At 39.7% G+C, this 22263-nt stretch carries 16 protein-coding genes; 3 read left to right on the forward strand and 13 right to left on the reverse strand.

Annotation, left to right across the window (positions count from 1 at the left end; translation table 11 throughout):
• From H6G77_RS29875 to H6G77_RS29915, 9 genes are all read right to left on the reverse strand, one after another.
• Positions 1-915, reverse strand: coding sequence for an effector-associated domain EAD1-containing protein (locus H6G77_RS29875; RefSeq protein WP_190873488.1), 915 nt, complete (start codon positions 913-915; stop codon positions 1-3).
• Positions 916-947: 32 nt separating this feature from the next.
• Positions 948-1496 (reverse strand): Pycsar system effector family protein, encoded by a 549-nt coding sequence (locus tag H6G77_RS29880; RefSeq protein ID WP_190873489.1) that lies wholly within the window; start codon positions 1494-1496, stop codon positions 948-950.
• Positions 1497-1580: 84 nt separating this feature from the next.
• Positions 1581-1730: a plasmid partition protein ParG gene (locus tag H6G77_RS29885; RefSeq protein ID WP_190873490.1), complete on the reverse strand. Its 150-nt coding sequence runs from the start codon at positions 1728-1730 to the stop codon at positions 1581-1583.
• A gap of 262 nt (positions 1731-1992) precedes the next feature.
• Positions 1993-2619, reverse strand: coding sequence for a hypothetical protein (locus tag H6G77_RS29890; protein WP_190873491.1), 627 nt, complete (start codon positions 2617-2619; stop codon positions 1993-1995).
• Between the two features lie 134 nt (positions 2620-2753).
• Entirely contained in the window at positions 2754-4241 is a 1488-nt protein-coding gene (locus H6G77_RS29895) for a hypothetical protein (RefSeq protein ID WP_190873492.1), read from the reverse strand.
• 91 nt (positions 4242-4332) lie between these two features.
• Positions 4333-4860, reverse strand: coding sequence for a hypothetical protein (locus tag H6G77_RS29900; protein ID WP_190873493.1), 528 nt, complete (start codon positions 4858-4860; stop codon positions 4333-4335).
• A 102-nt stretch (positions 4861-4962) separates the two neighbouring features.
• Positions 4963-5358: a hypothetical protein gene (locus H6G77_RS29905; protein WP_190873494.1), complete on the reverse strand. Its 396-nt coding sequence runs from the start codon at positions 5356-5358 to the stop codon at positions 4963-4965.
• 11 nt (positions 5359-5369) lie between these two features.
• Positions 5370-5948, reverse strand: coding sequence for a hypothetical protein (locus tag H6G77_RS29910; RefSeq protein WP_190873495.1), 579 nt, complete (start codon positions 5946-5948; stop codon positions 5370-5372).
• Positions 5949-6055: 107 nt separating this feature from the next.
• The gene (locus H6G77_RS29915) at positions 6056-6340 is read right to left on the reverse strand and encodes a helix-turn-helix domain-containing protein (RefSeq protein WP_190873496.1); all 285 of its coding nucleotides are present in this window, start codon (positions 6338-6340) and stop codon (positions 6056-6058) included.
• A 242-nt stretch (positions 6341-6582) separates the two neighbouring features.
• On the opposite strand from H6G77_RS29915, the gene H6G77_RS29920 reads away from it, so the two are divergent.
• From H6G77_RS29920 to H6G77_RS29930, 3 genes are all read left to right on the forward strand, one after another.
• A complete protein-coding gene (locus H6G77_RS29920) occupies positions 6583-8268 on the forward strand; it encodes a hypothetical protein (RefSeq protein ID WP_190873497.1) in 1686 nt (561 codons plus the stop codon).
• Positions 8269-8358: 90 nt separating this feature from the next.
• A complete protein-coding gene (locus H6G77_RS29925) occupies positions 8359-9150 on the forward strand; it encodes a BRO family protein (protein WP_190873498.1) in 792 nt (263 codons plus the stop codon).
• Between the two features lie 36 nt (positions 9151-9186).
• Complete coding sequence (locus tag H6G77_RS29930) at positions 9187-10239, forward strand: hypothetical protein (protein ID WP_190873518.1); 1053 nt, start codon at positions 9187-9189, stop codon at positions 10237-10239.
• A gap of 153 nt (positions 10240-10392) precedes the next feature.
• On the opposite strand, the gene H6G77_RS29935 is transcribed toward H6G77_RS29930, so the two are convergent.
• The 4 genes from H6G77_RS29935 to H6G77_RS29950 form a co-directional block, all read right to left on the reverse strand.
• Positions 10393-18921, reverse strand: a complete 8529-nt coding sequence (locus tag H6G77_RS29935; RefSeq protein ID WP_190873499.1) for a bluetail domain-containing putative surface protein — start codon at positions 18919-18921, stop codon at positions 10393-10395.
• 690 nt (positions 18922-19611) lie between these two features.
• Positions 19612-20451 (reverse strand): response regulator transcription factor, encoded by an 840-nt coding sequence (locus tag H6G77_RS29940; protein ID WP_190873500.1) that lies wholly within the window; start codon positions 20449-20451, stop codon positions 19612-19614.
• 745 nt (positions 20452-21196) lie between these two features.
• A complete protein-coding gene (locus H6G77_RS29945) occupies positions 21197-21610 on the reverse strand; it encodes a hypothetical protein (RefSeq protein WP_190873501.1) in 414 nt (137 codons plus the stop codon).
• A 78-nt stretch (positions 21611-21688) separates the two neighbouring features.
• The gene (locus H6G77_RS29950; RefSeq protein WP_190873502.1) at positions 21689-22216 is read right to left on the reverse strand and encodes a hypothetical protein; all 528 of its coding nucleotides are present in this window, start codon (positions 22214-22216) and stop codon (positions 21689-21691) included.
• Positions 22217-22263: the final 47 nt, after the last annotated feature.

Raw genomic sequence — 22263 nt, forward strand, 5'->3', positions numbered from 1 at the left:
TTATTGTTTATTGTATCGATTATAAAAATTTTTCAATGTTGAATTATTTGGTTTTGCTTGATATAATATTTCTAAAAAAATACTCGTGTTACCGTCACTTTCGATTTTTTTAATTAAATCATAAAGAAAGTTATCATCATCCTGGTTAGCATTAACATTTCTCAACCAATTATTACATTCATTCTCGTCTAATATTCTTTGTAAATCTTTTAGATTAGGAAAAGCTGATTTAATAACTTCTCTAAAATCTCTTCGTTCTTTTGTACTTAATTCTTTAGGCAATGTTTCTTTATTTTGTTTATTTATCTCTTTTAGTTCATTTATATCCTGAAAGATTTGACAACTATAGCATTGAATATTAGGGTCATTATCATGAGGTTTGCCCATGATTACTTCAGGTATAAACTTAGTTTTAGCAGCTTCAGGCAGACTATTAAAAGTTTCTTTATCAACATAAAAATAACCAGCTTTATCTATTCCAATAAGTCGTGACACTGTTACTAATACATTATCTCCTATTATTCGATCAAGCCCGGATTCAGATGAATTAAAGATAACATTACCTGTTGCCGCACCAATTCTAAAAATTCGCTTTCTTTTGTTTGGTTCTTGATTATCTTTTTCTTTAACTAACTTGCAAAAATATTCTACAAATTGATGGGCATCATTAACTTCTTGAAATGAGACACGATAAGCATCTCCACCTAAAGGTTGAATCTCTTCATACTCAGAATTAGAATTTTTAGTAACTAAATCGAAGCTCTCTTTAACTAAGTTTTTAATCTGAAGTATAAAGTGTGGTGTTAATTCTACTCCTCCGTTTCTCTCAATTGGATTAGTATAAGTTGAAGATTTAACTAAATCAAGATGAATTATAGTTAATCTAACATTTTTACCAGTAGATGAATTTAGCATAAAATACCTATTTTACTTTTTTTTAAAAGTAATTACAATCTATGAAAAGTAATTAAACTGATCAATATAGAACAAGGAATTACCAAAATAGAAGCAATTAATAAATATAGAGCGTATGTAAAAACTTGATATTTTAAAAATGCAATTCGTGAATTAATAGTAATCTGTTCAACAATATCAATATACTTTTTTTCATCTATTATATTACTCCCTATCTTAAAATAATGCTGATCCAGCGCCTCTAATAATTCCCTTGGAGTATATTTCTGCAAACTTCCATAAAACCATAAATTATCATTCTGACTAGGTTTCCTATTTAGTGGTAAGACACGCTCTAAATTTGTCTTTGGAAGAAAAGATAAAGAACAAATTAAAGAACAAAGACAAAGTAGAATAGTTGTTAAAAACAATCCAATTTTTAATGAATTAGGTATACTCTGTGTTGTGCCTAAAATAGTTATAGTTGCAGTAATGGCAGCACCAGAAAAAGCAAGCAGAATACCATTTTTAGCCTCTGCAAATTTAAGCCAGTCATTGACATTCTGGAAAATTGCTATGAGCTTAGAAGAAATTTCATCCATAAAAACATCACTTATCTGGTTTAGTTATAAATTTATTGAAACTACTCTAATAATGCAAATAGGCAAGTCTTATTTGCAATCACTTCAGTCCTTTGATTCACTAAATGAAGTTTGTTCATTAACTTTCAGCCATTGTTCTATAAGCTCCACCACAACATGACTCATCTTTACACCACGCAAAGCACAAGCAGCATGGAATTGTTTTTTGAGGTCATCTGGAATACTAATTTGCATAACTGCTAGTCCAAAAGCACATACAAAACTACAAATGTACAGACACATACTGATACTAGCAGCCTCAAGCATATTAACGATAGTAGTTAAACTTAAGCAGAATCAAAAGCTTTTGCTAAAAACTTGCTGTTTCCGTGATCTGGCTTAGATTTCAGCCTTAGCGAATTATTACGGAGATTTGTGAAAAAAGAGAAACCTGTATTTACACTTATACACAATCAGACTTAGCTATGATGCTCAACGAAGAAAGACTTGCGCTATTTTACCTCTGAATCCCCTGCATCCTATCCTTCGCCAAAACCTCATCAAGTTTGTTATTCACACTCTCGAAATCTTGTAAGATTTTTGGAGTAACTTTGTTAATCTGTACTTGCTGTGATTTGACATCCAAAATCACATCGCCGTTTTTGTGAGCGATCGCCCAGTCTTTCTGATGTGCATTGAAGGTAATATCGTAAATCTTACCCTGGACACGAGTGGAACCATCTGGCTGTTGTTGTCCCAAAGTAGACACGATTTTATGAGCAATCTGGGCGATTCGGTTAACTGTGTCTTTTTGCATTGCCTCCATTGCTTGAGGTGATAGCTGTCCCGTAGCCTTGAACTGGGACGCAATTTCAGCGATTCTCTCCTTATATGGTTCGGGCTTGCCTAAATGATTAGCTGTCTGCCACCACACGCGTAAGTTTTCTATTGTGATTGGTTGCCTGGGTACTGCTTTTAATTCAGTTGTACTGGTTTGCGGTGGTGGCTGCGATTGTGGTATTTGGGGTGATGCCATAAATTGCGGCTGTGGCGGGTTGAGGTGTTTTGGTCTATCTGGCAGCGATCGCACGTTCTTTTCATATTCAGACCCAGACTCAATTACCTGACCAAATTTCAGGGTCATCGTTGCCAATACTGACTCAGGGATTGATGAGTTAGCCAAATTAAAAACCGCCAACCGCTTCTAAAAGTTTGGACAAAGTTACCCACAAGTGGATAATTTAGACAAACCCAACTACGCGGTATAAGTTCGCTCAACTAGAAGTGCGTTGCACGCTTGCTCTGGACAAAGTTCTCCGACCATCGCTTGACCACTAGTTCCCAGTTAGAGATACTGAAATAATCATGACGAGATGATATTTCAGCACAAGACTTAAGAATGCTATTCAATTGATACCACAGGCTCCATACGTGCTTTCCATCCTTCACGGAGAGATAGGCGGTTATGGATCCGGGAATATTTTCAGTCAATCGCATCCCCCGACGGGCAGTAGCGATCGCCGCAGCACAGTCGGAAGATAGCCCATATTGTCGGGCATACTTCACCATACCAATGAGACTGGTATAGGCTGGATTGACTTTCATTAAGTAAATGCCACGATTGCTGGAAATACTGTTTAGTAATTGGTAAAAACGACTATATGCCCAACCCGACAGCATCCGAGCATACTTTCTCCCACGTTCTCCCAGTTGCTCTTTCTTGGTAGAAAAGTCTAATTTTTCACAAACAATTGGACAACAGAAAGTCTGAGCTAATCTCGCCAGTTGTAAGCAAGCATGAACAATCTGAGCGTCTTGTTTACCTGATGGTAATCCCATCAGCATTGGAATTTGCCCATGTGCTTTAAGATTACCATCTTTATCAATGTATGCCCAACCAATGGAGCCAGGATTGAGATCAATCCCAATGCAGCCATAAGCAGAATGCCGGGAAACTCGATTGACTGGTACTGGTGTAAATTGTACTGCTGCATTCCATTTGTTGTGCTTGCGGAAGAAATGCCATGTTTTAGCTCCATCCTTGGGCAATCTGTTGATATTACGCTCAAAGTTGCCTAACTTAGTTATGACTTGTTTACCAAACTGTGATTCTAGACAAGCTGGGACACGGAATTTTAGAGTCTGACCATCCCATTGACAAACTTGATTACCAAAGCTTTCATCCTTGGAACCAACTATAAATATTTGATTTTTAGGAATAACTGTTTGAATGGGTGCTGTTTTTAAGTGTTCTATTTGTTGAGCTAATTTGTAAGCCCGACGTTTTTTATGGTGAATTTGAAAGCGTAAGTTGTTCCAGTTAGTTTTACGGAACTTTAAAGAACAAGATAGTGGAAAGCGACATCCTGTTTTAGAATTACGCCAATTCTTTTTAGCGTAAAATTTAGCCGAATCAGATAATTTCTTCTCTGATTTTGTAATCCAAGAGTTGAGCGATTTTAGTTTACCTTCCAATGTTTTGATATGGAGCTTGCGGCTTTCTTTAGAAGCATCAACCGCACCCTGAGCATAGCTGATTACACCATTGGCGTGGCGTTTAGCAATGCCGTAGGTTTTTTGTAAATGAGTGTTCCACTTTGATTTATTAAATGATTGAGTGGATAAAATATGATTAGCTGTTTCACACGCTGCTTTATGGAATACCGAACTGTAAGCAGCCAAAAACATCTCAAATTCTGTGAGTCCTAAACTATTTAATTCTTCTGCTGGAGTTGGCAATCCTTTAACATACGTGAGAAATGGCATTTATCACCTCGTCAATTATCTTTCAAAACTCTCGGTTTTACTACAAAATACTTACCCCGCCAAATAACTCACCACCTGCGGATCTCAGAGTTCATTTGCTATTTTCTGGAGGCTCAAGTTCTACTTCCAGATAAGAAAGTGCAGTATCAGCATCACCAATGGTTAAATCTGGCTGATACTCAAGTGTTAAATAATCGGGGTGTTTGGCAATTTCTTTCAGGATGAATTTACCCGCGTCAACTAAATCGTGCAGAGATAGATAAGGCGGCTGGGTGAGTTTTTCATCAGTGGATTCAGTTGATATAAAAGTGACACCAACTGCGTTTAATTCGTGCTTTAGTGATTCAACTTGGCGCAAGTAGCTGTTAATTTCTGTCTCTAAAACTGTTTTTAATTCCTGCGGCGAAAGCAGTTTTATGTCATCCTCAATCCGTGTTTCATCATCTTCAGTGTTTTTGTTTGGTAACAGAATGTAACGCCATCCTGTACCGTATTCGTCTGCTAAGTATGTGTCTTCGGCATAATATTTCATACCGATAATTTGACCCCGTTCTGTGCGTTGTCCAAAGCCAAACCGAGGGTATTGCCAAACCGGAGGAATCGAGATTGTAGGTTCCATCGTTTTAGTTAGTGAATGAATGATTGGGGAAGGGGGAAAGGGCAAGGGGGAAGGGAATAAAGAACTATCCTTTAACCTTTCCCCTTTAACCCTTTCCCTGATTTACGCTGCAATATCGGGTGTTGCGTTGGTCATACTTGCAGCTAAGAAAAAGTAATCGAGTGCCACTGCTGCGTTCAACGGTTTGGCGTACTGCTTCTCGTCTACTTCGTTTGTCCAATACATGATGTGTTGAAACACCAGACCCAGCATTGATTCACCTTTGTAAACACGGTAGATTTTGGGGCAAGCTCCATAGCAGTAGACCAGCGTGTAGCCTGAGATTTCGATTAACTCTGCGTTTGGGTTTGAGGGTGACAAAAGTATCGGTTCGCAACAATCACCCCAGTCAGGATCTTGAAAAAATGACATAGTTACTTTGTGCCATGATTTTTCTAGCGTTTTCGTTGTATTTGCGATCGCTGTTTGGCTGTTGAGTAAACAGCAATCGCTTTTCATACGTTTGATAGTTACGCTGCTACAGGTTGTCTGATTCCCAACAGTGCAATCGCTGCATCAATACTGTCAGTTGTACGACTACCCCCCAATGGTCTTTGTCGGCTGTACCATTGATCCGCGCGGTTGTATCCCACAAAGCCTACCCGTCGGTTGTTGAAATATAGGGTGGTGCTGAAGGAAAGCCAGTCAATCTCTCCGTGAGTTAAGCCGTATTTTTGACAAGCTGCTTCAAGTTCATCGCTGAGGCGGTCGTTGCGTTCTCTGGGGGTTTCTCTTAGGGTGGCTTTAACTTCTGCAACTCTTTTGGCGAACCAGTTGCGCTCGAATGGTAGCCGTCCACCGTCGAAAAACTGCACCCATACAGTGATTCCGGCTTCTATCCAGATGGTGCGTATTGAATCGGCTTCTACTTCGATAATCTCGGCAATGATGCGGCGGTCACGAGATGTAAGCGGGTCTGTAGTTTGAGTTGCTTCTCTAGCTTGAGCTTCGAGGTAGCTATAAAATTCTGCTTGCGCTGTGGTTTGCTCGTCTATGGTGTTGCAGTAGAAGCTTTTGGGTGCTTGCTGTGCGTAAACTGATTGAGTCATAATATAGATTCCTTTTAAAGGTCAAAAGGCGATCGCACAAGTTTCCGAGGCTGGGGCGGTCGTCTTTTGTTTTCATATATCCATAATAACAACTCAGAGTACAAATATCAACTAGGAGTACAAACAGTTTTTGTAACTTCAACACGTAAGTCTGTCATAATCTCAATTAGCTCTACGTCAAGCGTTTTGGCGAGTGCCGTAATAATTTTCGTAGAAACAGACGCTGCTTCCCCATTTTCTAGCTTTCTGATGTATTCCTGGGAGCATTCCACCTGTTGACTAAGGAGCGCATCTGCAATTTCGCGTCTAGACTTCTTGCCACGCAACAATCTCAGGTTGTTCCCACATTCTTTGTTCCAAGCAAGCATTACAACCCAGTCCAAGGGAACCATAATTACCTCCTTTGTATTTTTTAATTTTACATTTGCACTTTCAGTTGTCATGTGGCAAGATAAATTTGTACTGTGAGTTCAAGCAACCAGCTTAGTTATACAAGAATTTATCGGCGGTATGAGTATTCCAGCCGTCAAATTGCTATGTCAACTTATTTTAAGGATGCGGTTGCTGATAGTACAGCAGTTTTTGTTTGCATTAACCAATCTTTGCGTTGTATGCAGCACATATAGGTAATGCCATGCTGACACTAGACCGCGAAACAACATCAGCACCCAGCTACAGCGTTTTCAATACCAGCATCAAAGAAACCTTCACCGCCATTGATCGCTTTGAATGGCAAGCAGTTGATGAAATTCTCGAAATGCGAGATCAACAACTGTATCGAGAAGCTGGCTACAAATCTTTTGAGGAATACTGCCAAGCCGAATTATCAGCCTGGGGTGGATACCGAAGAATTAACCAACTGTTAGGGGCGAAGAAAGTCAGGGACACAGCCGATGAGTTAGGTGAACATATAAAAAACGAGCGTCAAGCCCGTTCGCTGTTGCGTTTGGTCAAGGAACCAGAAAAACTAAAACAGGCTGTTGTGATCGCACTTTCTGAGAACCCCTGCCCAAGCGAATCGGACTTTGCATCTGCGGCTAACAAGGTGGTTCCGCGTCTGCCACACCAAAAAACTCAGGAACCAATGGTTCCTCAAATTCAAGAACCAGTGGTTCCTCAGATCACAGAACCATTGGTTCCTAAAACCAACACCGTCACGATTACGTCACCAACTCATCCAAGACATGGGCAATCAGGAACCATCTCAGCCGACCCACCCAATCAAAGACAGCAGATTGTTACCTTTGAGGATGGCAGCAGGGAACTGGTTAACAATGCTGATTTGAGTAATGATGCTGTTGAGCCATTTACTCCTGAGAGAACTTACCCCAAAGAATACGCCGAAGCGATCGCCCAACTCAAACAGCAGCATCAACATGAATTGGAACGGCTGGAACAGGATTTGAGGATTGGTTTACAAACGGAAGCCACAGCCCAAGCACAGCAGCAAGTACAAGAACAACTGACCGCTTTACAAAACCTGTTTCAGCAGCAGAAGGAAGAAAATATTCAGTTACAGCATCGGCTTTTCGAGTTAGAGGGACTCAGAAAGTTAGAACTGGAGAACCAGAGACTACAAAAACGTATTCAAGAATTGGAACGTGCTGTAGAAGAACGGCCTGCCCAAGAGTGGGACAATACTCTGACCAAACAAGCAACTAAGGCACTCAATAAACAAGTCAAGCAAGCTCTCGATAAAACCATTGATCTGCGATCGCTGGCTGTTGAACCACCTAAAGAAAACGCCACCGAATGCTTGCGACTGATGGGTATAGCTTTGGGTAATCTAGCCACAGCCATGAATAACACCCAAGCCCTGGAAGCTGCGGCGTTAATTCTAGGGAGTGAGCCGACACCAAGCGCGATCGCATATCGAGCCGAACAATTGCAACTGTTACCCCAAGCTGTTAGCGATATTCGGGCTGTGTTATCCAAGCCTGGGTGTAGCTGGTGGGATTATCTAGAAGTGGCGCAGGAGTATGAGGTTATCAAAAACGACTACTGGGCGGAGTTGACCCCACAAGAAGCGGAGTTAATCACTGCCCTTGAGAAAACCGAATCATCACTCATTACGGAACCATTGGTTCCTGACGAAACCTCTGCTGATTCTGGTTCTTCTGATGATGAACTGATTATTGGGCTTGGTTCCATCGTTGCCCACGCCGACATTTACTGTGCTTTGTACAACGCCAGAGGTGAAGTTATCGAAGACATGGGTGATGAAGTGTGGGTGGCTTGGCAGCATTGGCGAGACAAGCCCAAAAAGACTGACCGATATTTCAAAGATGAATTGCGGTTCTGGCAAGAAACAAAACAGTAAATAAAACTCGCACTTATATCTCTACAAGAACTGAATGCAGCATGGCTCAACTGCTGCTGATATTTTCATGCGCCAAAAATTGGAGTCAATATGAATATAATCGCATCCAATCAAGCTACTGATAGCCCTTTCGACCAAATCAAAAAAATTGATGAGCAGGGTTACGAGTATTGGTTAGCGCGTGATCTCATGTCCATTCTGGGGTATCAGCAATGGCGACAATTTGAGGATGCCATAGACAGAGCGATCGCCGCTTGCGACAACATTGGTCAAGATAGCAAAAAACACTTTTTGCGTCTACCCGCAAAAAGTTCAGGAGGTAGACCCAGAGATGATTTCAAGCTGAGTCGTCATGGTTGCTACCTAACTGCAATGAATGGAGATTCTCGAAAATCAGAAATAGCTGCTGCACAGAATTACTTTGCTTACAAAACTCATGAGGCGGAGTTATTCACCCAAAACTCAGAACTACTGACCCAACTTTTAGAACGGTTGGAACAGCGAAGTCAAATCATCAAGGAGCAAGGCAAGGCGATCGCACAACTGCAAGCTCAAGTACAAAACCTGTTACCCCCATCATCTGACTTTATGCCTCCTGGCTGGGATGAGGACGTATGGCGATCGCTACCTCCACAGGATAAAAGCCATTTTAGATTCTTGTTTCGTCGTCGAGGTTTTCGACCATCCCCCAAAAATGAACCCCTGGCCTTACCTGCTGTGGACACTGAACAAATAAAGCAGAAGCAACGCGATGAAGTAGCGCGATTAATCGGTGAAGTGTCGCCTGAAGAGAAACAGCAGTTTCAAGCAGCAAAACGCCAACAACTTCGAGAATTTTGGTCACAAGCTCCCGTTGAAAACCAGGAAAATATGCCGTTTTAGCCAAACCAGTTTTGACAAATATATAGAAGGTGGAATATGAGCAGCATTGCATCTACGGAAAGGTTTTCTGTCCTGGTCATTCTGCGCCGGGAGTATCTTGATATCACTGGTAACTTCTGTGCGGCCAAGCTGATTGAGTATTTTCGGCATTGGACAAAGTGGAAACTGAAGAACCACCGCACCCCCTGGATTTACCAGCCCCTTAAAAATATCTACACTGATCTAATGGGTGAGCATAGCCTTCATGTGATCAGGAGTGCGATCACACTGCTTGAAGATATGGGTATTATCTCCAAGCAGAAAAACCCAGGCAACGGGCAGGATCGGACTTGGCAGTATAAATTAAACTGCGATGTACTGAATAAGCTACTTGAACATGGCAGAGGCAAAACTGAACATCCCAAAGTCAGTGCAGAACAATACCACAGATCCCATCCAGAAGTTTCAAAGCCACAACAACACTCTGCTGTTGAACGTGAAAAAAGTGAGGAAGTGGAAACTGAGATTTTGGACTATGACCAGGAAGGGGTTTGTTATACCCCAGAACCAGAGTTACCCGAAATTGCTCACTTCGTTGAAGACATAGAACTGCTTGACTCGACTATCGAGACAGATCCTCATGAGGATATTTCTTCCGCCCCGGTTGCGTCGAATTTTCATGATGAAGACTTTGGTGATGATGATGCGTTTGAGCGTGTAGAAAAGTCAATCCAGCCTAGTAACCAGGAAGTAAAAGAAGTATTGCAGCAGCTACGAGAAATACCTTGTACACCCCAGTTCCGGCTCAATGCAGAGATTCAACGCACAGTGAGGCGGTGCTGGGCGAATGTACCGGGAGCGATCGCTTATTTGAAAGAAGCACTGCGAACTTGGAAGGGTATCAAGTCACCGGAGGCTGTTTTTGTTGCGGCTTGCAAGGAGGGCAGGAAACCGGAATCCGCGCAGGTTAAATCTGCGGTCAAGGATTGGTTTGAGTGGGCGAGGCAGAAGCGGATTGTGATTGCGATGTCCGGTGAGGTTGTTTATACGCCGGAGGGTGAAGCTGTGGCGATCGCGGAAATGATGCGGCGGTTTCCGGTGGGGGAGTAGGGTTGTGCTTATTAATTCTAACGAGTGCAGAGATTGTATAAGCAAAATAACTCTGTAGCATTTACAGAGAGGGCAAAGCAATCGCAGCTACCGCTTATTACCCTCTCTACTCTATAACCTGATTTGTTAGGATTTACTCAACAATACTAGAAACTAGGCTAAGGTAGTGGTGAAATTACCAATTCCTAAAGTACCTGTTAATCCTGTTACTTCAACAATTGCATCAGTATTACTATTAAACCCAGATGTACCATCATTAATCGCAACAAAGGTACGGTTCCCAAAGGTAAATTGAGCAGCAGCATTAGCTATAAAATTGGAATTGGTTAACTTAGCTCCAATGCCAATAGTATCAAGTGTAGCGACAGAACCTACATTAGAAAATCCAGAACGTGCGGTGGAAACGAGGAATAAATCATTACCAGAATTAGCATTTAAATCAGTAATAACATCAAAGCTATTGAAAACGGAATCAGCTAAGTTGCGGTAGTCAAAACGATCTGCGCCAGAACCCCCTGTTAAGCTATCCTTAGCACCATTACCAATAAGGGTATCATTATCAGCACCGCCATTAAGGATGTCATCACTACCGCCACCATTGAGGGTGTCATTGCCAGCACCACCATACATTAAAGCCCAGTAAGCATCTGCTGTTAAAGTATTATTGGAACTGTCTCCTTTAAAGACTTTATATGTTCCCCCTCCATTAAAATTAATTTGTTCAATGTTTGTGAGGATATCAGTGCCATCCCTATTGGTTTGAGTGTCAGTAACTTGCACATCTCCATTATTTAATAAAGAGATTTGATAACTAACAGAAGCTCCACTGAAAACTGCGGTGTCATAACCAGCACCACCAATCAGGGTATCATTGCCAGCACCGCCATTGAGGGTGTCATCACTACCGCCACCATTGAGAGTGTCATTGCCAGCACCACCATACATTAAAGCCCAGTAAGCATCTGCTGTTAAAGTATTATTGGAACTGTCTCCTTTAAAGACTTTATATGTTCCCCCTCCATTAAAATTAATTTGTTCAATGTTTGTGAGGATATCAGTGCCATCCCTATTGGTTTGAGTGTCAGTAACTTGCACATCTCCATTATTTAATAAAGAGATTTGATAACTAACAGAAGCTCCACTGAAAACTGCGGTGTCATAACCAGCACCACCAATCAGGGTATCGTTACCACCATTACCAATCAAGTTGTCATCACCATCACCGCCATTGAGGGTGTCATCACTACCGCCACCATTGAGGGTGTCATTGCCAGCACCACCATACATTAAAGCCCAGTAAGCATCTGCTGTTAAAGTGTTATTAGAACCGTCTCCTTTAAAGACTTTATATGTTCCCCCTCCATTAAAATTAATTTGTTCAATATCTGTGAGGATATCAGTACCATCTCTATTAGTTTGAGTGTCAGTAACCTGCACATCTCCATTACTTAATAAAGAGATTTGATAATTAACAGAAGCTCCACTGAAAACTGCAATGTCATTATTACCAGCACCACCAATCAGGGTATCGTTACCACCATTACCAATCAAGTTGTCATTATCATCGCCGCCATTGAGGATGTCATCACTACCGCCACCATTGAGGGTGTCATTGCCAGCACCACCATACATTAAAGCCCAGTAAGCATCTGCTGTTAAAGTGTTATTAGAACCGTCTCCTTTAAAGACTTTATATGTTCCCCCTCCATTAAAATTAATTTGTTCAATATCTGTGAGGATATCAGTACCATCTCTATTAGTTTGAGTGTCAGTAACCTGCACATCTCCATTACTTAATAAAGAGATTTGATAATTAACAGAAGCTCCCATGAAAACTGCGGTGTCGTTACCAGTACCACCATTGAGAGTATCATTACCTGCACCACCAATTACAGTGTCATTACCACCAAGACCATTAATTGTGTCATTGCCTGCTCCACCATTGAGGGTATTATTATAATATTCATCGCCAACAATAGTGTCGTTGTATTGACCACCAATAATATGGTCTACTCCGTACAAAGTATCTTGATTACCGAAACCATCATTAGTCGCAAAGCCGTTTCCTCCAAGTGTGACATTTATACCTTGTGTTGCACTTGAGTAGTCCGCAGTGTCTTCTCCATTACCGCCATTCAGAATATCGTTACCAGCACCACCAATCAGGTTGTCATTACCATCACCACCAAACAGGGTATCTTCGTAATTAGAACCAGTTAAGGTGTCATTGTAACTAGAACCGATCACTTTTTCAATACTTGTTAGTATATCAGTGCCTCCTTGTCCATCATTGGCGATGCCACTAGCGAGGTTAACGTTTATTCCACTGATGGCATTTGAGTAATCGGCAGTATCAATTCCTGTACCACCATTCAGGGTGTTGTTAGCAGCATTACCTATGATGACGTTATTAGCAGCATTACCTATACCATTAATCGCTGCTGTTCCTGTGAGGGTGAGATTTTCGATGTTTGGTAGGTTAACAAGACTAAACGTGACACTGGATTGAATTGTATCTGTACCTTCTCCCGCTTTTTCAGTGATGGTGTCGGTGGTCGTGTCAACAACGTAAGTATCATCGCCTGCACCACCGTTGAGGATATCAATACCTGCACCACCGTTGAGGATGTCATTACTACTACCGCCATTGAGGGTATCATTCCCAGCACCACCATACATTACAGCCCAGTAACCACCTGCTGTTAAAGTATTATCTAAAGCGTCTCCTTTGAAGACTTGATATGTTCCCCCCCCATTAAAATTGATTTGTTCAATGTCTGTGAGGATATCAGTACCATCTCTATTGGCTTGAGTGTCAATAACCTGAACATCTCCATTACTTAATAAAGAGATTTGATAATTAACAGAAGCTCCACTGAAAATAGCAGTATCATAACCTGCATCACCATTGAGAGTATCATTACCTGCACCACCAATTAAAGTATCATTGCCACCAAGACCATTAATATTGTCATTACCAGCACCACCGTCTATATAATCATTGTCTTCCCAGGCATTAATGTAATCATCGCCAGAGCCGCCATAGATGGTGTCATCGCCTCGAGAGCCAGAAATATTATCATTATTAGCACCACCATCAAGGGTGTCATTGCCAAGTCCACCATCTATGTAATCATCACCAGCATTTCCTTTCAGAAGGTTATTGAAATTATTCCCTATTAATGTGTCATTCAAACTACCACCAACTGCATTTTCTATATTGATGAAAGTCTGACCACCTACAGTAATACCTAAAGTCAAAGACAGATTGTCATTGATCTGCTGTCTTCCGGCAAGGCTAAGGTCTAGGTTGATACTTTTAGTAGTAGTGGCTGAGAAGTCTAGTGTATCTGTACTGCTATTATTCTGGTCGATGATTGTGAATTTTTCCCATAAGTCTTTATTATTAGATTGGTCTATGTTCCATCGTGCATCTGTAATCGAAATTGTATTTGCTCGAACATAAGTGTTCCAATCGATATTTTTTAGAGAAATTGTGCCATCACCATTATTCTCGACCCGGAATTTTTCCCAATTATTGATGTTCTCCGATGAGGTTATATTTCCAACGCTATCAGCACTCCAGAATCGATCATAGTAGGTTTTTAGAGAAATTGTGCCATCACCATTATTAATGAGCGTGAGTTTTGTCTCGTCGGTTATTCCGTCCTTTTGATCTTGTTGTTGTATGTTCCAAAGTGTCTTAGTGGCTTGTGCGTATGTGATATTGTTGCCTTTGACAGATTTTATAGCAATTACGGTTTCGTTAATTGTGTCTGATCCTTGTGAAGTGTCTGCATCAAATATATATGTATTATCTCCTGTCCCACCAACCAGAGTGTCATTGCCAGCACCCCCGTTGAGAACATCCTTTCCAGCACCGCCACTGAGAATGTCATTACCATCTCCACCTTCAAGGATGTCATCACCACCCTTACCATTAAGGACATCATTCCCTGCCACCGCATCAATAAACTCAGGGTTATCATTACCATTGATAATGTCATTACCTGTAGAACCCCTGGGTGGAAGCGGAAGAGCCGCAGGAGCGGTGTAAGGGTTGTTAAGATTAGCCCACAAATTATTGATGTTGGCTTTTGCTAGTTCAGGTAGTTCTGCACCAAATAAACTCACATTGCCATCGAAGCCAATTTTTAAACCGACTGTCCACCCTAAAAGTTTTCCCCAAGCGGCAACGTAGTCATTATAGGAGTAGCCATCATCAATATATTGAAAATAAGCTCCTCCACCTCCTAATGTAAATCCTCCAATCACAGGAATAGGATCGGGTATATTAACAGTTCCTTCAGCATAGGCATAGAAGTCCAGTTTATTTCCATCATGCCCACGGGCGATCAGTTTAGCGTCTGCCTTGAGTAATCCATAGAGGATATTTAAGTTAGCACTAGCCCCAAAAGAGTCATATTCCCAGTTAAGGTTAACTTCACCTGTTCCTGTAACGAGATTACCAAGAACCCGAAGATTACCCTGTGCATTAAGGAATTTTGGAGTAATTGTTGCCGTTAAATCTAGGTTAATTAGAGATTCATTAATAGGACCACCCAGAAAACTGGGTAAATTCAAGTTAACCTTTGGTCCTACGGTAATTTTAACGTTACCTTGAAAGACATCATTATATGTCTGTTGTTGACCAAGCACTGTAATGGTTTTTGGACCTACACTATATGACCCACTTATATCCTGAAGAAATGCACCTGTACTACCAATAGGTTTATTAAGGTTATATGCCCCTATCTGAACATATTGCAATTGGCTACCATTCCATAAAACTGTAGCAGCAACATCAATTCCAGAGGGAATTATAACAGTGGCATCGGCTCTGACTTTTGTTTGATTATTGGTAGTATCAATAAATACTGTAGCGGTTTTTATCTTCCAACCAGCAGCGATATTAATATCGCTGGCAGATATGGAACCAACTACTTCTACTGTACCAATACTACTAATTTTGATGTAGTTACTACCACTAAAGTTGCCCGTGAAATTGTATAGATCGGGCAGAATGAGTGTACCTTGAATAATGAAGACTTTTTCTGTTCCTATCTGGCTGTAGAGAAGGCTAATCTGCTTGCCTTGAACCCGTAAGAAACCTAGCAGGTTAAAATCAAGGGTTTCTTGATAAATTTTGCCACCAGTGAGGTCAAAACCATCATTATTTACCAACAGATAATCGCTACCTGTGACGCTGAGTGTAACTCCTCCTAATGCTTGTGGTAGTGCAATTACACCCTGGAATGTAAATTCTGGGTCCCAATCGTCTCCTTCGGTAGGTTTTCTATCGGGTTTAAAGTTGATGGTAGCGTTACTGACTTTTGCACCAAATAAATTAAAGTTAATGTTACTGGCGGTAATATCTTTTAAACCATTACTATCAAATAGTAGTGATACACCAATATTTTCTCCTGTATAGGTTTGCAGAATGGCACTACCATAAAATGTATTGGTAATCCCGTCAAAATCTGCTTGAATATTACGGAGTTTCCAGTTACCCAATTGGATATCTGCTGCTGATAAATGCGCTCCTGTTAGATAAGCTTTGTCTTTGTTGACTACTAATTTATTAGTACCTGTTAGCTCACCCTTAAAACCTTTGAGTTTAGGAATTTCAATTGCACCTTGGAGGGAAAATTCAGGGTCCCAGGATTCGCTATACGTTGTATTTCTGTTGATAACGTTTACTGTCTGGATGTCTACTGCTGCACCTAAGAAGGTGAAATCTGTGCCAACTCCACTGCTACCTGTGATTGCGGTGAGTTTACCTTGGTTAAATGCTAATGCTAGATTAATTGGACTTCCGGGGGTTTTCAGTTTTGCGTTGACTGTGAAGCTATTGCTAGGAGTATTAACATTTAGGTTGATATCCTGAATTTCCCATGACCCAAATAGAGGAATATTTGCGACACCAACATTTGCTACCATTGAGAAATCAAGACCTGTAGCAGTCTTTTTGACTTTGATGTAATTTCCGCCCTGTAAATCGAATGTAGCGTTTTTGAGGGTAGGAATGGAAAATTTACCCTGAAGTGTGATTTCTTCATTGGTAAAATCGAATTTTACTTGGGCATCTAAAGCTTTTATTTCTAATAAACCGAGAACAACAAAGGAGGTTGTACCAGGCAGTTTGACAAACCCACCTGTGACTTCAAGACCATTATCACTAATGCCGATATAATCAGTGCCGTTAATAGCTACTAGCAACCCATTTCCACCAACTAGGTTTTTGGGTAGTAGCATTGAACCTTGCAGTCTTAGTTGAGGACTACCGTTTTTGTCTTCACCAAATGATAAGCCGTCAAAATTAACTTCTATTCCACCAATGAGTTTGAATGCAGAAGAATCATTGCTATCACCCTTATCGGTAATAGTCCCTTTAAGTGTACTCGTATCAAATGAGACTTCTCCATTGAATAAAGCAGAAGTTTGGTTCTTACCAATAGCAGAATAAACTTTTGCATTTACACCAGAGCTATTGGGTTTAACGTCGATATATTTTTTTGTTTGTCCGTTTACAGTTTCTTCACGAACTGTTACTTTGCCACCACCAACTGTAGTCTGTGGTGTAAAGAAACTCCCTGCTTTACCTATCTTAATTGTTTGATCTATCCAAGTATCTGATATTGAAGTAGTGTTATATTCATATACTGATCGATTTGTTTCTGCGATTGTTGCTGTCAAGTTTTGTATAACTTCTATTTGCGTGTTCTCTACTGTTCTTCTTACAGGTTCACGTCCATCAATTTCGGCAAATAACGCTGTATGAGCATCACTAGTTAATTGAGGGAAGTTTTCTATTGTCAAACCAAATTGTGCTACTCTAGCACCTTGTGGATTTGCAAGGATGTAATCGTACTCTGCACTATATGCACCGGTATAACCCTGTGCAAATAAATTTATTTCACTTTTTTGTTGTATTTCATTGGGTCTGACATTAAAATCACCAAGAACAATAGTAGGCGAATTAGCTTGGAGACTTTGGAGACCTTCTTTGAGCCTTTGCATTCCCGTAAATCTGGCTTGTGCGCCTAATTGTCCGCCTTCGTATTCATTGTGCCATGTTAAAATTTTATATGCTTTATTTGTTTGTTTATATTGAATATTTACCTCATAGGGAGGACGTATATAGTATGTACTATTATTAGCTATACCCGAAAATGTTCCTGGCGAAAAGAAACTTGCGTTCCCCATCGTGATAGTATTGGGATTGAACAGGATCAAGTACCCATCAGTGCTATTTGGGGTGTTTTGAGGATTGTTTGGATTATTCTCACTGGTTGCGACTATAAAATCATACCCGCTCAAGATCGCTTGTAGTCCTTCACGGGTATATGTGCCAGGAAGGGTATTATTAGTCTTATAGGCTTGTAAAGCATTTGCTAGGGGGTCTGTCCCTGGATTTTTAATTTCTTGTAGTGCGATTACATCAATACCAGTCGCCATGCCAAATCTAGCAATGTAATTTATACGACGTTTTATGCCTTCAATCGTATTGTTTGCTTGCGCCCCTCCTTCATTCCAAATATTCCACGTTGCTACTCTCAGAGGTTTCACATTTTGCTCAACGTTAATAGCTGACTGACCGGAAATAACAGTAATACCTTGATTACTAGAGATAATAGTAGCTATATCATTCTCTGATTTTAATGCTTGTAATTCCTGCTCCCTTAGCAGATTACCTTGCACCAGGTTTGCAAAAATCTCCCCTTCATCACCAGGAGAATCAATTTTATTAATCTGAGAGTCAACAAAATGTCCAATTTCTTCCAGCAAAACATCAGTAATTATTGAAGGATTCTTATGGTTTTCAGTTAAAAATTCAACTGCCAAATAAACTAATCCAGTATCCGCAGAAAACGCAGCATTTCCACCATAAATATCAGCACGATTGACAATCTTGATAGTAGGAATATCCGTAAAATGCCTGTCAGCAAAATTATTAAATAATTTATCTGCTACTTCCCGATTAAAACCATTACCAAAAGCTGTCTCTAACTTCTGGCTATACTCAGGATCAAATCGGAACTTGCTAAGATAGTCATAGCTATCCCGTAAGGCTGTATCTACTATTCCGTAAATCTCCAAAAAGCCCAATTCGCTGTTATTTTGAAGAGTTTCAGCAAAAACAACAGTCAGATTATCCTTCAGCTTGGTTTCATCTAACTCTGTTTCTGGATTTTTAGATACTTCAATAATAGTTCTGCTAATAACTGTATCAGCATTACTTTCAACATGATTATCAACATTACTACTTAACCCAGCATGAATTGGCTGATACTGTTCTAATTCACTACGGTAATTATCAAAGAAGACAGATTTTTTCAAACCTTTATTTGCTATAAAAAAGTGTCTATTATCTATATTTTTATCCAATAACTCGGTTAAGAAAAAAGGAATGATATTATCTGTATTTTTTTGCTTAAAAATATCTAAAAATTCACTATTAAAAGTAGAAACTTGTCCATGCTTACTGATATAAGAACTATCAACAAAAACTGATGTCGTGATTTGCAAAGCTTTGTCTGTGTTGGGAGTCAATCTAAATTGAGACTCACCTATTAATCCCCCATTTTCCAGGAACTTAGTCAATAAATTTTGTGGATTGACAATTTCCCAAGGAAAATGGGCTTTATGCGAATGGTTTAGTAAAGTTTTGAAGCTTTTCATGACAGATTGCTAATTTAACATGGTTCGACGGGTTGAAAAAAAATTAAAATAAGCTGAGATTGTAATTAGAATAAATGTGAGAAAAATGCTTGATTTACACTTTTCCAAATTGAAGTAGTTTGACTTTATCTCGCTCTTGATAACTATATGCTATTTTCTAAGTGAAACCAATTTTTTTTAAGGCTTATTATATTGTGGGCTTCCTAATTTCTAGCACTTATGGTTTAGCCATATCTACTTGATTCTTACCTCCTTCACTTCGACAAAGTTCCCAAATAATTCATATCATCACTGCGGGAATAGACATTCAAGCTGTAGCTCTAAATCTCTATAGCTTTGAGCTTTTATTAATGCCATTTTGTCATGCTCAGAGTTATTTATTTGCTCTGATTAATACATAAAAATTAGCTATAAATTTGCTACTTTTGTAGTATTGCTAAACATTACACCTCTTATGCAATTTGAAGATGGGCGCAGGATCAAAAGATTTAGCCTTTGATAATCATCTGCTCACAATCATATCAACTCACATAAGCCGTGTTATTGAATTCTAGCTTGTTGTAATGTCTGCATAAAATCATACGCATTTCTGCAATATTTTTTATTTAGTTGTTGTTTTTATCACTGTATAGTGTTCTAGACAATACTTCAAATCAGAGAGAAATACAACTTAGGAAATTCCTTATTTATCTAAGGAAATTCCTTAGTTTTATATTCACCCTTTTCATTGATGGGCTTATCACTAGCATCAAAATTTACTATGTCATGACGATCTGCATACCGTACTAAACCCACAACATCGTGAATATTCAACCGTTTCATCAATTGAACTCGGTGTGCTTCGACTGTTTTAGTACTGACATTGATTGCTTCTGCAATCTCTTTTGTAGAAAGCCCTTCTGCAATAAATCGTAAAATTTCAATTTGGCGTGACGTTAATACAGAAGTAGGCTGATCTGTTGAATAAACGCACTCCTCATTTATCAACAGTTCTGATATAACTTTATGTTGCTTAACAATTTCGAGTTTTAATTCTTCATTCAGCAAAGCAATTTTATTAGTATAATTTCTCAGCTTTTCTTTTAGCTCTTCATGCGCTTTATGTAATACTAATTCTGCTTGTTTATATTGAAAATTAGTAAGTCCTGTTTGAATAGCAACATATAGATTTTCTTCTTTAACGGGTTTCAAAAGATAACCAAACGTGAATATCTGCGTAGCTTTTTCTACAGTACTTTTATCAGAGTGTCCCGTAACATAAATAATGGGAATTTGTAAATAATTCCAAATTTCTTCTGCTGCTTCAATTCCATCCATTTTCCCACGTAGTCTGATATCCATTAAAACTAAGTCTGGTCGAAGCTCAGTTGCTTGCTCAACTGCCATTTCTGCTGAATCTACAATATCAATAACATTGTGACCTAAGCTTTCCAACTTTTCTCTTAGGTCAAGTGCAAGGATAAATTCATCCTCTACAATCAAAACCTGGATGCTCTTTGTTGTGAGAGGGTTTGGCAAAATGCTGGTCAATCGCTTTGCTCCAATTCAAAATTAAAATGACAAACTAACCCGCTAACGAAATGCAGCAGGGGGTCGCCCCTTGAACTGTAGGAGTTAACGGATGGGGAATTGCTGTGATCAAGAGGACAAGGAGCAGGGAGCGAGGGTGAAGACCGGAACAAAGCTTGAACTCCGCCCTGTATAAACATCCTAGAAAGACGAGACTTGTTCTCCCCTGTTCCTTCGATCTACTAATAATTTGAGCAACAGCAAATCATTGCTATTCACCAGCTATTCGTAACCATCAGCTTGTGAATGGTTGTTAGATATTTAGAGGGAACATTAAATCGCCTGTCATAAAGCTAATTTCTTCGCAATCGGACAGCCCCAGCCGCCGACTCATAGACCTCTTCTGTTGTCTCGAAGAGGTTGAAGACTTATGAATTTCAATTATGTATCTACACAGTAGACATAACAATTTTTACTCTGTAGAAATACAGAATCTCAAAAGTTAACACTAAAGTAAAAGTCTGCTAAAAACTAATAAAGAATGTTCTTAGCTAACCTTTAACCGCATTTAATTAAAATTATGACAGCACAAAACAGCTTCAAACCGATATTAGCAGTAATACTGGATTTATGGAAGTAATTGGACTAAGCTAATCTAAATTTTCTGCCAAATGCTTATTTATCCCTGATTAACCCAGCTTTTATCTATTTGTTTACTGTAAATGTAAACAAATATTTCTATTTTAAAAGAGAAAATTTAACTTTTTTAAGAACACCTATCTTGCCGAAAAGACCCCACCAAATACCTAACCACCTGCGGATCTATTGCCGCAATGCGTTTTCTAATTGATTGTGGAGGGTTTTTAAAAAACTGCTTCAAATCCCGACTTTTGACTTGATAACAACTGGTACAACGCTTTTTAGCTTTTAACCAACCTTGTCTGACCCAATAAGTAACAGTTGTTGGGTGTAAACAAAGGTTTTTAGCAATTTCACTGCAACTGTAATTATCTAAAATCGGACGTATAGAATACCCCAAAGAATACAATTTATTCTTAACTGCTGATACTGTGCGATAATAACCGCGTCTTTTTAGCCGAAAAACTATTTGCTCTGGAGTGTACATTTCTGCCATTTCTTCAAGAGTTTCTAGCTCTTTTTTTGCCCATTTAGTACACATTGATAAACCTCCAAATATTTATCAAAATAGGACTAATATTTTTAGTGGCGATTTGTAATTGAATCGCCACCACAGAGTTCATCTGCTATTTTCTGGAGGCTCAAGTTCTACTTCCAGATAAGAAAGCGCAGTATCAGCATCACCAATAGTCAGGTCGGGTTGATATTCAAGTGTTAGATAATCGGGGTGTTTGGCGATTTTTTTGAGGATGAATTTACCCGCGTCAACTAAATCGTGTAAAGATGGATAACTTGCTTGAGTGGTTTCTACAACTGTAGAGTTAGCAGCTAAAACAATTGCAGGAATAGCATCTAATTGATGTTTTAGTGATTGAATTTGACGCTGATGATTGTTGATTTCAGCCTCTAACGTTGCTTTTAATTCCTGTGGTGAGAGCAGTTTAATTTCATCTTCGGTACGGTGTTCTTCATCTTCACCGTGCTTGTCGAGCAACAGAATATAACGCCAACCCGCACCATATTCATTAGCTAAATATGTGTCTTCTTCATAGTATTTAAGTCCTATGACTTGACCTACTTCTGTACGTTGTCCAAAGCCAAAACGGGGGTATTGCCAACCCGGAGGAATCGATATCGTAGGTTCCATTGTTTTAGTTAGTAAATGATTGATTGGGGAAGGGGAAAAGGGCAAGG

Source organism: Aulosira sp. FACHB-615, assembly GCF_014698045.1.
Lineage (GTDB): Bacteria > Cyanobacteriota > Cyanobacteriia > Cyanobacteriales > Nostocaceae > Nostoc_B.